This window comes from Desertimonas flava, assembly GCF_003426815.1.
Lineage (GTDB): Bacteria > Actinomycetota > Acidimicrobiia > Acidimicrobiales > Ilumatobacteraceae > Desertimonas > Desertimonas flava.
Window position 1 is genome coordinate 169,827 of sequence record NZ_QKYK01000002.1, and the last position, 14,036, is coordinate 183,862.

The window sequence follows — 14,036 nt, forward strand, 5'->3', positions numbered from 1 at the left end:
CCGGGACGCGGCACTGTCCGCGGCAGATCGGGTGGCGAGCGCCGGCGCGTGATGCTCGAATCACCGGTCGTTGACGGTACGTTCCGGCCGATGACGATGCCGGTGCGCCACTTCGACATCGCCGAGCGACGGCGCCGCCTCGTGGCCCGTCACCACCTCACCGGCACGGCTCGCTCGATCACCGACGTGGCCGAGGGGCTCGTCGGCCTGCACTCCAGCGACCCGGCCACGGTGGTGCTGTCGCTGTACAGCCGCGTCGGAGGGTTCACGGTCGCCCGCTTCGAGCACGAGATGTACGAGCAGCGCTCGCTGATCCGCATGCTCGGGATGCGCCGCACGATGTTCGTCGTTCCGCTCGATCTCGGCGGGCTGGTCGACGCCGCGGCGACCCGCTCGCTGGTCGTCCGCGAGCGGCAGCGCGTCGCCCGGGCCGCCGAGGCACAGGGCATCGCCACCGACGGCGAACGGTGGATCGACGACGCCTACGACGCCGTCCTCGCCGTCCTGCGCGGCGCCGAGCCGATGGCAGCCCGCGACGTCACCCCGCTCGTGCCCCATCTCCAGATGCGGCTCCGGTGGGGGACTGGTGCGTACGCCGCCGAGATCGGCGCGGCGAGCCGGGTGCTGTTCCTGCTGGCCATCGAGAACCACACCACCCGCGCCCGCCCGCTCGGATCGTGGCTGTCCAGCCAGTACCGCTGGGCGCCCTTCGACGAGTGGTTCGGCATCGCCTCCGGCCAGCACCCGTGGCCTCCGATCGAACCGTCCGAGGCCCGCCGCCTCCTCGTGGCCCGCTGGCTGCGCACCTACGGGCCGGGGACGCTGGCCGACATCGCGTGGTGGGGCAAGTGGACGCGCGGAGAAGTCCGCGCGGCCCTCGCCGGAATCGCGGCGGTACCGGTCACCGTGGAGCCGGCTCCCGGCGCCGAGCCGGTCGCGGGGTTCGCCCTCGCCGACGACCTCGACGACACCGCGAACCCGGCGGACGATCCTGCCGTGGCGCTCGTGCCGGGCCTCGACCCGGCGCTGATGGGGTGGAAGGAACGCGACTGGATCCTCGGCGCCCACGGTGCGGCGCTGTTCGACCGGAACGGGAACTCGGGGCCGATGGTGCTCGTCGACGGGGCCGCGGTCGGGCCGTGGACCCAACGAGCCGGAGGACTCGTGGTGTGGAAGGCGCTCGAGTCGCTCGACGGTCCTGTCGCGGCGCTCGTCGACGAGGCCGCCCATCGTCTCAGCGAGTGGATGGACGGCGTCCGGGTCACCCCGCGGTTCGCCAATCCCCTCGAACGCGCACTGGCCGGAGACTGACCGCGCCGATCGCGCCGATCGGCCCGGTCGCCGAGAATTCATCTCCGTTCCGGGGCCGCCGACGCGCCCCGGGCCGGTATGAGCGTCGCCCGCCTCGCCGCCGGACTCTGTCTCGCCTCGGTCGCCGCGGTGGGCTTGCCTGGTGATGCCGGCGCGGCGGCGATCGTCGGCGAGTACACCCCGGGCGTGACCGCGGCCGCGCTGGGCGGGCGGCTGACCGTCAACGGCTACGGCGTGGCCGGGATCGGCGTCCACCGCTTCGCCCTCGACGACGGTTCCGCCGCACTCGGCCTGTGCATCCAGGCCAACGTGTCCCACTCCACGTCCGCCGACTACCAGCTGAGCGCCAATGCCGTGAACAACGGCGCCCTCGACTACCTGACGTGGCGGTACCTCGACGGCGCAGGGCCGTCCGATGTCGCCGCCGCGGGGATGGCGGTCGCCGTCTGGGGCTTGATCGGTTCGCAGCGCCCCGACGGCGGCGTGATCGTGACGCCCGGGACGATCGTCGTCGAGGTCGCCGGCGCCGGCCGCCGAACCGACATCGAGTCCGCCGCCGCCAGGTTCGTCGACGAGGCGCTGCGTCGTCGGGGTCCGTGGACGATGTCGGACCTCGTCGTCGTGGATGGCGCGGCCTCCGTCCGGCTCGACGGCCCGGCCGGCGCGATCAGTGGACGACCCGTGACGTTCGAGCTGTCGGCGGCGGCGGGCGGCGCAGCGTGGCAGGCGACGGCCGACACCGACGACGGGGGTGTCGCCACGGTCGACGTGTCGGCCGCCGGGTCGATCGATGGTCGCACGCTGACCGCCTCGGCGGTCGGGCCCGGGCGCTCGATCGAGCTGAGCGCACCGGGTGCCCAGCGCTTCGCCCTCGCCGGCACGCCGGCCGCGCTGTCGGCAACCCACGTGTTCCCGGCGGCACCGCCGGCCACGACCACCAGCACGACGACGACCACCACGACCACGACACGTCCCAGCACATCGACCGCGACAGCTCCGACCACGACTGCTCCGGCCACGACAGCTCCGGCCACATCGACCACCCCGACCACGGCGTCGACAGTCGTCCGGACGACCATGACGACTTCGACCATGACGGCGACCTCGACCAGCACGGCGCCGTCGCCGACGACCGTTCCGGACACGAGCCCACCGACACTGCCGGCCACGTCGACATCGACGAGCGCGCCGATCGCCGAGCCAACGACCCCGTCGACGAGCGCGCCGACCAGCGCGCCGACCACGGTGGTCACCACGACGTCGGAACCGGTCGAGCCCAGCGCTCCGCCGTCGTCCGACGGGCCGCCGGGGTCGGTCGGCTCCGTTCCGCCCGACGAGCCGTCGCCTCAGCCGCCCCCCGGCATCGCCGTCACCGGTGGGGCGGCCCGCCCGGTGATCCGAGCAGGAGCGGTGCTGTTCGCCATCGGCTCAGTCGTCAGCCTGGTCTCGGCCGGCCGGCGTCGTCGGCAACCCCACGAGGAACGTTCCGGCTGAGCGATCGGTTGCTACCGTCGGCGTCGATGGCCTCCCCCCACCCCGCTGCCGGTCCTACCGAGGACCGAGCCGACGCTCGCGTCGCCGCCGTACTCGATGCCCTCACGCTCGAACAGAAGGTGGCGTTGCTCGCCGGCGACGACACCTGGCGCACGGCGTCGTCCGAGTCCCCGCCCGTGCCGGCCATCCGCATGTCCGATGGGCCAGCGGGCATCCGCGGCACGTCGTGGACCGGGCCGTCGTCGGCGTCGTTCCCCTGCGGCGCCGCGCTCGGAGCGACCTTCGACGTGGAGCTCGTCCGCGAGATCGGCCTCGCCCTCGCTCGCGAAGCCCGCACGAAGAGCGCCCACGTCGTCCTCGGGCCCACCGTCAACCTGCAGCGCACGCCGGTCGGCGGTCGCAACTTCGAGTGCTACAGCGAAGACCCGGTCCTCACCTCGGAGATCGCCGTCGCCTACGTGGCGGGCCTCCAGGCCGAGGTGCCGGGGCGGGCGCGGGTCGCCGCGTGCGTCAAGCACCTCGTCGCCAACGACACCGAGCAGGAGCGGATGACGATCTCGTCGGAGGTCGACGAGGCCACGCTGCGCGAGGTCTACCTGCCGCCGTTCGAGGCCGTCGTCGGGCGGGCGGAGGCGCGGGCGGTGATGAGCGCCTACAACCGCTTGAACGGCACGTTCTGCAGCGAGCATCCCTGGCTGCTCACCACCGTGCTCCGCGACGAGTGGGGATTCGACGGCGTCGTCGTCAGCGACTGGTTCGGCTGCCACAGCGCGGCCGAGTCCCTGCTGGCCGGTCTCGACATCGAGATGCCCGGACCGCCGATCGAGCGGGGCGAGAAGCTCCTGGCGGCGGTCGCCGCCGGGGAATGCACCGAGGCCGACCTCGACCGCGCCGTGGCCCGGATCCTCGCCCTCGCCGAATGGGTCGACGCCGGCGGCACCGGCACGACAGAGGTGCACGACACCGATGAGGAGACCCACGACGTGATCCGCCGCGCCGCGGCCGCGGCGATGGTGCTGCTCAAGAACGAGCGCCGCACGCTGCCCCTGCCGGCGGCGTCGGGCGCGGCGAGCCCGAAGGTGGCCCTCATCGGACCCAACGCCGAGTTCGGTCGCGTCCAGGGCGGGGGCAGTGCCCGCGTTCGCGCCGAGAAGCGTCGCGGCCCACTCGAGGCCCTCCGGGCACGCGGCTACGACACGGACTTCGAGACCGGCGGATGGATCGCCAAGTACCTACCGGTGCTCCACGGCGACTTCACCGTCGAGTACTTCGACGACGCCGGCCGCTCGGTCACCACCACGGCCAACCGCCTCACCTGGTACTGGGACCAGCCGCCGGACGGGCCCGACGGCGAGGACGTCTTCGACGGGCCGACGTTCGGCGCCACCATCACCGGGACGCTGCGCCCCGACGTCGGCGGCCCTTGGGAGGTCGGCGTCTACTCGGTCGGGCCGTCGGCCGTCCGGCTCGACGGCGAGGTGGTCGTCGCCGTCGACGACGGGGTGACCGGAGGTGCCTTCTTCGGCATGGGAAGCGCCGAGATCCGCGCCACCGTCGAACTCGATGCCGGCCGCGAGTACCAGTTGCAGGTCGACTACCCGGTCGCCGTGGGCCAGCGGGTGCGCGGCCTCGTCGTCGGTGCCCGAGCCGTGCCCGAGGGCGATCCCATCGAGCGGGCCGTTGCCACGGCGCGGGCTGCCGACGTCGCCGTCGTCATCGTCGGCACCGACGACTTCTGGGAGACCGAGGGCGAGGACCGCACGACGATCTCGCTCCCCGGCCGCCAGGACGAGCTGGTCGCCGCCGTCGCCGCGGCGAACCCGAACACCGTCGTCGTGATCAACGCCGGTTCACCGGTCGCCATGCCGTGGCTGGACGACGTGCCCACCGTGCTCCACGTGTGGTTCCCCGGCCAGGAGCTCGGCGACGCCCTCGCCGACGTGCTGACCGCCGAGACCGATCCCGGCGGTCGCCTCCCGATCACGTTCCCCCGATCGCTCGACGAGACCCCGGCCGCGCGCTGGTACCCGGCCCGTGGCGGCAAAGCCGTCTACGGCGAAGGTCCGCTCGTCGGGCACCGCTGGTACGACCGCAACGGCGTCGAGCCGCTGTTCCCCTTCGGCCACGGTCTGAGCTACACGACGTTCACCATCGCTCCTGCCGGGGTCACCGGGTCGCCCGTCGACGGGGCCACCGTCAGCGTCGACGTCACCAACGACGGGACGTGGTCGGGGACCGAGGTCGTGCAGGTGTACGTCGAGTCACCGTCCGCCGCCGACCCGGCGCGACCACCGCGCACGCTCGCCGGGTTCGCCAAGGTCGACCTCGGCCCGGGGGAGTCGGAACGGGTCACGATCGAACTGCCGACGAGGGTGTTCAGCCGCTGGGTGGACGGCACCGGCTGGCTGGTCGAGCCGGGGGAATACCGTGTGGTCGTGGGGCGCTCGTCGCGGGACCACAGCCTCGCCCACACGTTCGAGGTCGCGGCGTGACCCGCTTCGTGATCTTCGGAGCCGGCGGAGTCGGTGGCACGATCGGGGTCTGCCTCGCCGAGGCCGGCCACGACGTCGTCCTCGTCGCCCGCGGCGCCAACCGCGACGCCATCGCCGCCCGCGGTCTCCGCCTCGAGACCCCCGAGCGCGCGGTCACCGTGCCCCTCCCCGTCACCGATGACGTGTCGACCATCGGGCTGGGTGCGGAGCCGGGTGACGTCGTGTTGCTGGCGACGAAGAGCCAGGACACGGCCGGCGCGTGCCAGTCGATCGCCGCGGCCGCGGCCAACCCGGTCCCGGTCGTCTGCCTGCAGAACGGCGTGGCGAACGAGGCGGCGGTGCTGCGCTGGTTCCCCGACGTGTACGGCGTTCCGGTGATGCTTCCGGCGCTGCACCTCGAGCCCGGGATCGTGCAGGCGAGCTCGGCGCCGATCACCGGCATCCTCGACGTCGGTCGCTACCCCGCCGGCGTCGACGACACCGCCAAGGAGGTCTCCGCGGCGTTCGCCGGCGCGACCTTCGATTCCGAGGCGCGCCCGGACGTGATGGCGTGGAAGTGGCGCAAGTTGTTCAGCAACTGCCTCAACGCCGTCGAGGCGCTCACCGGTGCGCTCACCGCCGGATCCGACGAGACCGTCGAGGTGATCCGCCTCGTCAGCGCCGAGTGCGAGCGCGTCACCGCCGCGGCGGGGATCGATGTGGTGTCCCGGCAGGACGACGTCGCCCGCCGCGGTGACCTGATGACCATCGCCCCGGTCAACGGCGCCGACCGGCCCGGCGGGTCGACCTGGCAGAGCCTGGCCCGCGGCACCGGTGTCGAGACCGACTACCTCAACGGCGAGATCGTGATGCACGGACGTCTGCACGGCGTGCCCACGCCGGTGAACGAGTGGCTGCAACACGCCGTCCGCACGGCCGCCGCCACGGGTGCCGGCCCCGGCTCGATGACCATCAGCGACGTCCTCGCCGCCCTCCGAACCGTCCTCTGACTCGGCGCGCGGGATGAAGTGCCGACCAGGCGCACCGAGTGAGCGCGTGGCGTCGGCACTTCATCGCATCCGGTCCGCAGGCGTGGGCCACGGACTCGGTGCTGAACGTGGCTCTGACATACTCGGCGGGGTGAACAAGGCCATCGGTGGGGCGGTCGCCGTCGCACTCGCAGTCGCTCCGTTGCCCACCACCGCTGCAGCGGTAGCGGCCGACGCCCCGTCGGCCGGCGGCATGGGTTCGCCCGACGCCGCCGTGCAGGAGTTCCTCGACGCTGCCCGTGCGTCCGACCCGCTCGGTCTGCTCGCCGTGCTCGAGCCGGCCGAGCGTTCTCTCGTCAAGACGATCTACGACCGCAGTGGGGCAGCGGCAGAATCGGCCGGCGGAGTGGACATCGACGCCCTCCTGCTCGCCCTGCACATCGACATCCAGGCGACGCCACTGACGGTCGAGCAGCTCGCCGACGACGTCGCCTGGGTCACCACCGAATCCGTCGGCGTCGACGTCGACATCGACATGGCGGCGGCCGACGCCGCCCTCGCCGTCGATCTCTCGCAGGCCGACTTCTCCGGCGCCGGCCTCGAGCTGGAGCCGGTGTTCGACGATCTCGGCATCGCTGTGGTGCGCGAGGGCGATGCCTGGTTCGTCTCGGCGCTCTACACCGCGGCGGAGATCGGCCGGCGCAGCGCCGGCGACGCACCCACCTACGTCTCGGCCGCGCCGGGCGTTGCCCCGGCGGCGACACCGGATGCGGCCGTGGCGGCATTGCTCGCCGCGGTGTCGGCCAAGGACGTCGCCGCGGTGTCGGCCGCCCTCACCGGCTACGAGTCCGGACTGGTCGGCGACTTCGGCGGCAACATCGGAGCCGCCCTGCTCGAGGCGGCGCAGCCCTACGATCTCACCCTGACGCCGGAACGCATGCAGGTCGTCGAGCAGACCGACGACCGTGCCGTGGTCGAGGTGGTCGACTGGACGGCGCTGGTGACCGGGGGCGACAGCTTCGACAGTCAGCTCGACACCACCCTGAACGTCAGTGGCGAATGCGGTGACTACCGGGTGCTGCACGAGGACGGGGAGTACGAGGAGAGCGGCGGCTGCCTGTTCGACACGCCGACGATCCTCGACCCGCTCAGCGTGCTCCCCGAGCTCGGCTGGGCGGGCATCCGCTTCGTCACCGTCAACGAGGACGGCGGATGGCGCGTCTCCCTGCTCGAATCGGTGCTCGGCACGATCGCCCCGACGATCACCGATGCCGTGACGGCGGCAGGTCTCGCCGAGGTGGCTGGTTACTTCGTCTTCGAGGACAGCTCGGACGGCTTCTACGAGACGCTCGCCACCCTGGCCGGTGCCGGAGCGTCGACGGCGCCTCCGGGCCAGTCCGTCATCACCCCGTCCGGCAACGGGCGCATCGCCGTCTTCGCCGTCGAGGGTCCGGCCACCGTGTCCGTCGAGGTCGACGGGGTCGAGGACGAGTGGTCCTGCGCGATGTACGTCGGCGGCGGCGAGGACTCAGGCTTCGGTTCGCCGTTCAGTCAGTGCGGCGAGAGCGCCCGCGTCGAGGCCGGCCGTGCGGTGGTGGTCGTCACCGAAGGCGGCGGGCTGTTCTCGGCCAACGAACCCATCGGGACCGTCATTGCGACGGTGACCCCCGGCTGACTTGCCGGGCACCGGCCCCCTGGCCGCTCGCTGGCTCGGCACGGGTGTGCTCGAGCGGGTCGTCGTCGCGGTCTGGCGGATACTGCCGTGGATGTCGGTCTGGCTCGTGACCCAACCGGTCGTGCGTGTCGGCCGCCGGCCCTACCGCATCGGCCGCCTCGCCGAGCGGCTGGAGGCGATCCGCGACATGGAGATCACCCCCAACTGGCTCCCCGACGGACTGCGCTGGCTTCGTGCGCTCGTCATCGTCACGGCGATCACCGCGGCGTTCTGGCCGCTGCGGCTCCGGCGCTGGCACGCCGTGGTCGCGGCGGCCGCCCTGGCCGCTGCGCTGGCGACGCACCGGTCCGCGGACACGGCGTCGATCACGTCGCCGACGTGGCAGCTGGCGGCGATCGCCGTGGCGACCGGTGCGGTCGTCCTTGCGGCCCTCGCACCGATCCGGCTCGGCGGACCGCGTCGAGGTGCGTGACCTCACGGTTGGTGCCAGGGCACCAACCGTCAGGTCGTGCGGGAGGTTCAGAGGCGCCAGTCGATCGGGGGGAGGCCAGCGGCCTCGAGCGCAGCGTTGGTGCGAGAGAACGGCTTCGAGCCGAAGAAGCCGTTGTGCGCCGACAATGGTGACGGGTGGGCCGACTCGATGATCGTGTGGCGCCCGGTGTCGACGAGTGCCTTCTTCTTGCGCGCGTGTCCGCCCCACAGGATGAACACGACGGGGTGTGGTTTGGCGTTCACGGCGCGGATGACCTCGTCGGTGAACGTCTCCCAGCCCTTGCCCTGATGCGACGCGGCAGCGCCGCCGCGCACGGTGAGCGTGGTGTTGAGGAGCAGGACGCCCTGCCGGGCCCACGATTCCAGGTTGCCCGACCGGGGCGGTTCGATGCCGAGGTCGTCCCGCAGTTCCTTGTAGATGTTGACCAGCGAGGGCGGCGGCGGCACACCGTCGCTCACCGAGAAGCACAGACCGTGGGCCTGGCGGGGACCGTGATACGGATCCTGACCGAGGATGACGACCCTGGTGTCGGCGTAGGGCGTGAGGTGCAGGGCGGCGAAGACCTGGTCGTGTGGCGGGTACACCGGATGCCGCTCCCGCTCGGCGCGCACGAACTCCTGAAGCGGGCCCCAGTACGGCTTGGCGAGCTCGGCGCGCAGCACGGGGTTCCAGTCGGTGACAGGCACGCCACCCAGATTGGCACGGTGACGGCGTCGAACCCGGGGTCGCCACGTACGATCGCCGGACGATGGCGTCAGACGAGGAACGAGTCGAAGTAGGAGTGGATTCAGACGAGGAACGAGTCGGAGTCGAAGCGGACGAATCGAGGAGAGCGATCGAGCGAGCCCTCGCCCTGCTCGAGCCCCTGCCCCGGTCCGTGCTCGGCACGCTGCCAACGCCACTCGAACGCGGCCCGGGGCTCCCCGGCGGTGCACGGTTGTGGGTGAAGCGCGACGATCTCACCGGGCTCGGCGCCGGCGGCAACAAGGTGCGCAAGCTGGAGTTCCTCTGTGGCGAGGCCCTCCGCGCCGGGGCGCGTTCGCTGATCACGGTCGGGGCCGACCAGTCCAATCACTGTCGAATCACCGCCGCCGCGGGCGCCGTCCTCGGCCTCGACGTGCACCTCGTCGTGTCCGGCGACCGTCCGCCCCACGCCGAGGGCAACCAGCTGCTCGCCGGCCTGTTCGGCGCCCAGATGCACTACGTGGGGTGCCCGCCGACGCACTGGGGCGAGCTCGAGATCGCCCGGGAGCAGCTCACCGACGAGCTGCAGGCCGAAGGGGCCAGGCCGCACTCGATTCCGATCGGGGGAAGCACGCCGACCGGGGCGCTGGGCTACGTCGCCGGCTACGTCGAGCTCGTCTCCCAACTGCTCGATGCCGGCATTCGCCCGGCCGCCGTAGTGCACACCTCGTCGAGCGGCGGCACGCACGCCGGGCTCGTCGCCGGTCGGGCGCTGCTGCGGGCGCTCGGAGCAACGAACACACCACCCGTGCTGGCGATCGGCGTCGCCAAGGGCGTCGTGGTCGGCCACCCCGACATCGCCGAGCTCGCCGGCGAGGCGCTCGAACTGCTCGGCGCCGACGGCGTCGCCGCGTCGGCCGGCATCACCGCGGACGACGTCGAGCTCGACGGTCGTTGGCTGGGCGACGACTACGCCGCGCCCTCGGCCGCCGGCGACGAGGCGATCCGCTGGGCAGCGGTGCACGGCGGCTGGCTGCTCGATCGCACCTACAGCGGCAAGGGCTTCGCCGGGCTGCTCGGCAATGCCGTGGCCGGAAGGTGGGGTCCCGGCGACGAGGTGGTGTTCATCCACACGGGTGGTCTGCCCGCGCTGTTCACCACCGGCGGCGCACCGCACCCCGGGTGATCCCCCAGCGGCCGTCGCGGTGGCGACCGTCGCCGAGATGGCCGCCCCAGAGAGGGCAATCGGCACACATGATCGGCTCTGCCGATGGGAATATCCTGGAGGAATGAGCGAGATTCTCGAGGTCGATCTCCTGGCGTTCGAGCGCGGTGACACGTCGCAGCGCCGGGCGGTGGTCGACGGTGTGCGGCGAAGCCTCGAGACGGGGTTCGTGCTGACTCGCCACGACCTGTCGGGCGACCTCCTCGACACGGCGTACGGGATGCTCCAGGAGTTCTTCACCGCGCCGCTCGAGGACAAGCAGCGTTCGAATGTGCCCGGCGCGCACGGCCAGACGGGCTACACCGGCGTGCTGGTCGAGACCGCGGCGTCGAGCGATCAGCCCGACTGGAAGGAGATGCTCAACTGGTCGACCCCGATCGAGCCGGGTCACCCGCTGAAGCGCAAGTTCCCGGCGGCGTATCCCGATCAGGTGCTCCCCGACGACGTCGTGCCCGGCATCTCCAAGCTGCTCTACGAGTTCCACGACACGATCGCCGACCTCCAGCGCCGCTTCCTGCGGATCATCGCCGAGGGCATCGGCTGCCACGAGACGTTCTTCGACGAGATGGTCGACTCCGGGCCCACCCTCACGCGGGCCATCCGGTATCCGGCGATGCAGGAGGCCCCGGCCGGCGGGACCCACGTGTGGGCGGCCGAGCACGGCGACATCAACCTGATCACCGCCCTGCCTCGCGCCACGGCGCCGGGGCTCCAGGTCAAGGTGGACGGCGAATGGGTCGACGCCGTCGCCCCTGACGGGCAGGTCATCATCAACACCGGCATCATGCTGGAACGCCTGACCAATGGTCGCATCCCGATCGGCTGGCATCGCGTCGTCGCCGCCCCTGGCTACGAGGGCGAGCGCTACAGCGTGGTGCAGTTCTGCCATCCGCGGCCGTGGACGATCCTGTCGCCGGTGCCCAGCTGCTGTACGCCCGAGACACCGCAGCGTTTCCACGCGCTCAGTGCCGCCGACGCGCTCGACGAGGTGCTCTACCAGATCAACCTGGTCGAGGACGCCCGGCGGCTATGACATCGCTCCCGTCCCCGATCTCGGGCGCCGATGTCTGACGGCGCGTTCTCCGACGCCGACGAGAACCGGCTCGACGTCATCGCCGAGCCCGACGACGGCGGTGATCCGACCGAGGCGCTCGAGCCGCCGAAGCCGTTCGCCCCGGCCGTCCTCGCCGTCGACATCAGCGGCTCGCGGTTCGCCGCTGGACTCGTGTCGACGAAGGGCGAGCTCGTCGACCGCTCGGTGGCGGAGGTCAACCCCGACGGAACGGCCGAGGCCCACTTCACCAACCTCGCAACCATCGTCGAGCAGCAGCTCGAGCTCGCCGACAAGCACGAGCTGCGGGTCGCCGCGGTCGGCATCGGCAGCTCGGGACCGATCACGCTCAATTGTGAGACGGTTTCGCCCGTCAACCTCCCGGCGTGGCGCGAGTTCCCGCTGCGTGAGCGCCTGCGGGAGCTGACGTCGAAGCGGGTGTACGGAGATCTCGACGGCAAGGCGCTGGCTCTCGGCGAGGGCTGGAAGGGCGCCGCCAAGGGCTACGACAACTACTGCGTCATCAGCGTCTCCACGGGTGTCGGCGGCGGCATCGTGCTCGACGGCGAACTCCTCGACGGCGCCTCGTCGAACGCTGGCCACGTGGGCCACATCACCGTCGAGCCGAACGGCCGCCGGTGCGGCTGCGGCGCCCGAGGGTGCCTCGAGGCGGAGGCCTCGGGACTGGCCATCGAGGCGATCACCGGACGCTCGCCCACCGAACCCACCTACGAGATCATGCAGCGCACCGGGCGCCTCGTCGGCCGGGCGGCGGCGTCGCTGTGCAACCTCCTCGACCTCGAGCTGGTGGTCGTCGGGGGCAGCGTGGCGCTGGGGTTCGCGGCGACGTTCTTCAACGCCGCGCAGGAAGAGCTCAGCACCGATGCGCGCTTGCCCTACAGTCGGCACGCACGCATCACGCCGACCCGTCTCGGCGACCGCGGTTCGCTCATCGGGGCGGGCGCGGTCGGCATCCGCGGCTGGCAGCGCGATCGGGCCAAGGCCAGGCAGGCCGCGGCTGCTGAACGGAGGGCAGCATCATGACGAGGATTCGCAGTACCGACAGCAGCCGGGTGCAGGACCGGCGCGGTCAGGGCGGCGGCGGTGGACTCGCCTTCCCCGGACTGGGCGGGGGCGGAGGCGGCCTCGGACTGCCGATGAAGAGCGGCGGCGGGTTGATCGGCCTGCTGATCGTGGCCGCCATCATCTTCCTCCCGAAGCTGTTCGGCGGGAGCACCAGCAACCTGACCGGGGGAGGCGGGGGCGAGGTGGCGACGGGGGACGACGACACGTGTGAGAGCGACCTCGAGCAGACGCTGTGCGGGGCCAACGAGGATGTCCAGGACTTCTGGGAGCGGGAGTATCCCAGTGCGTTCGGCAGCGAGTTCGACGACACCGACATGGTGTTCTTCTCCGGAAGCGTCGCCACGGGGTGCGGGACGGCATCGTCGCAGACCGGGCCGTTCTACTGCCCGGCCGACCGGTACGTGTACTTCGATCTCGACTTCCTCGTCCAGTTGCAGGACCAGTTCGGCGCGACGGGAGACCTCGCCGCGCAGTACATCGTGGCCCACGAGTTCGGCCACCACGTGCAGAACCTCACCGGGCAGAATCAGCCTCCGTCCGACTTTCAGGGCACCGAGAACCAGTGGTCGGTGCTCGTCGAGCTGCAGGCCGACTGCTACGCCGGCGTGTGGGCGCAGGACGCCGCCCAGCGCGAGGACCGCAACGGCCTGCCGCTGTTCGAAGAGGGCGAGATCAACGAGGCGATCAACGCCGCCGGTGCGGTCGGCGACGACCGCATCCAGATGCAGACGCAAGGCCGGACGAACCCGGAGACGTACACGCACGGCACGTCCGAGCAGCGCCAGACTGCGTTCAAGACGGGTTACACGACCGGCGATCCGGCCGAATGTGATCCCCGCTCCTGGCTGACGTGATCCCGACGCGGCGGAGACGTCGCGCCCAATAGCCTCGCTGGCGTGACGCGCCCACAACGCTCCCTCGTCGCGGCCTGCGCCGCTGTGATCCTCGCCGCGACCGCGATGTTCGCGTCCTCGGCGAGTGCCACCGTTCCGCCGGACGACATCTTGTTCGGCACCGTCACCGTGACGGGATCGCCACTGCCGCTGTACAGCGAGAACATGCAGTCGGGCGCCGAGCCCGATACGGCGGTTGGTCTCGCCGTGCCCGTGGTGGCCGGTGCCGACTACGACGGCCGGCCGGTCACGATCGATCCGGCGACCCAGGGGCCCACGCTCGTCGTGCTGATCAGCCACTGGTGCCCGCACTGCAACGTCATGGTCGACGTCCTCGCCAAATGGCGCCGGGCCTCCGAGGCGCCCAAGCAGCTGCGCGTCGTCGGCATCAGCGTGGGCGCCGACCCGACGAGGGAGAACTTCCCGCCGGCCGAGTGGCTGGTATCGGACGCCGACTGGCGGTGGCCGGTGATCGCCGACGACGGCCAGGGCAGCGGGCTGTTGGCCTACGGCGGCATCTCGTTCCCGATGTTCGTGCTCGTGTCCTCGGCCGGGACGCTGGTGTGGCGGGGGTCGGGCGAGATGTCGATCGAGACGCTGATGGCGCAGATCGATGCCGCCCTCGCCGCCGAACCGACGACTCCGAGATAGTGCCTGGCACTAT

12 protein-coding genes are annotated in these 14,036 nt (G+C 71.8%); 11 read left to right on the forward strand and 1 reads right to left on the reverse strand.

Annotated elements, in window-relative coordinates; translation table 11 throughout:
- Positions 1 to 90 precede the first annotated feature (90 nt).
- From DN771_RS03425 to DN771_RS03450, 6 genes are all read left to right on the forward strand, one after another.
- Positions 91 to 1,311, forward strand: a complete 1,221-nt coding sequence (locus DN771_RS03425; RefSeq protein ID WP_162941480.1) for a winged helix DNA-binding domain-containing protein — start codon at positions 91 to 93, stop codon at positions 1,309 to 1,311.
- Positions 1,312 to 1,389: 78 nt separating this feature from the next.
- The gene (locus DN771_RS29175; RefSeq protein ID WP_162941481.1) at positions 1,390 to 2,805 is read left to right on the forward strand and encodes a hypothetical protein; all 1,416 of its coding nucleotides are present in this window, start codon (positions 1,390 to 1,392) and stop codon (positions 2,803 to 2,805) included.
- Positions 2,806 to 2,831: 26 nt separating this feature from the next.
- A complete protein-coding gene (locus tag DN771_RS03435) occupies positions 2,832 to 5,297 on the forward strand; it encodes a glycoside hydrolase family 3 protein (RefSeq protein ID WP_116995926.1) in 2,466 nt (821 codons plus the stop codon).
- On the forward strand, positions 5,294 to 6,286 hold the full coding sequence (locus tag DN771_RS03440) for a ketopantoate reductase family protein (protein ID WP_162941482.1): 993 nt from the start codon (positions 5,294 to 5,296) through the stop codon (positions 6,284 to 6,286). Before DN771_RS03435 ends, DN771_RS03440 begins: the two co-directional genes overlap by 4 nt.
- Before the next feature lie 130 nt (positions 6,287 to 6,416).
- Complete coding sequence (locus DN771_RS03445) at positions 6,417 to 7,940, forward strand: hypothetical protein (RefSeq protein WP_116995928.1); 1,524 nt, start codon at positions 6,417 to 6,419, stop codon at positions 7,938 to 7,940.
- Between the two features lies 1 nt (position 7,941).
- Positions 7,942 to 8,412 (forward strand): hypothetical protein, encoded by a 471-nt coding sequence (locus DN771_RS03450; protein ID WP_116995929.1) that lies wholly within the window; start codon positions 7,942 to 7,944, stop codon positions 8,410 to 8,412.
- 47 nt (positions 8,413 to 8,459) lie between these two features.
- On the opposite strand, the gene ung is transcribed toward DN771_RS03450, so the two are convergent.
- On the reverse strand, positions 8,460 to 9,119 hold the full coding sequence (gene ung / locus DN771_RS03455) for a uracil-DNA glycosylase (protein ID WP_116995930.1): 660 nt from the start codon (positions 9,117 to 9,119) through the stop codon (positions 8,460 to 8,462).
- Positions 9,120 to 9,181: 62 nt separating this feature from the next.
- Between ung and DN771_RS03460 the strand changes: the two genes are divergently transcribed.
- From DN771_RS03460 to DN771_RS03480, 5 genes are all read left to right on the forward strand, one after another.
- Complete coding sequence (locus DN771_RS03460) at positions 9,182 to 10,303, forward strand: 1-aminocyclopropane-1-carboxylate deaminase/D-cysteine desulfhydrase (protein ID WP_116995931.1); 1,122 nt, start codon at positions 9,182 to 9,184, stop codon at positions 10,301 to 10,303.
- Between the two features lie 103 nt (positions 10,304 to 10,406).
- Positions 10,407 to 11,375 carry an isopenicillin N synthase family dioxygenase gene (locus DN771_RS03465; RefSeq protein ID WP_116995932.1) on the forward strand — a complete coding sequence of 323 codons (969 nt, stop codon included), beginning with the start codon at positions 10,407 to 10,409 and terminating at the stop codon, positions 11,373 to 11,375.
- A gap of 30 nt (positions 11,376 to 11,405) precedes the next feature.
- Complete coding sequence (locus DN771_RS03470; protein WP_116995933.1) at positions 11,406 to 12,437, forward strand: ROK family protein; 1,032 nt, start codon at positions 11,406 to 11,408, stop codon at positions 12,435 to 12,437.
- Entirely contained in the window at positions 12,434 to 13,333 is a 900-nt protein-coding gene (gene ypfJ / locus DN771_RS03475; protein ID WP_116995934.1) for a KPN_02809 family neutral zinc metallopeptidase, read from the forward strand. Before DN771_RS03470 ends, ypfJ begins: the two co-directional genes overlap by 4 nt.
- A 42-nt stretch (positions 13,334 to 13,375) precedes the next feature.
- On the forward strand, positions 13,376 to 14,023 hold the full coding sequence (locus tag DN771_RS03480; RefSeq protein WP_162941483.1) for a TlpA family protein disulfide reductase: 648 nt from the start codon (positions 13,376 to 13,378) through the stop codon (positions 14,021 to 14,023).
- The last annotated feature ends 13 nt before the right edge of the window (positions 14,024 to 14,036 follow it).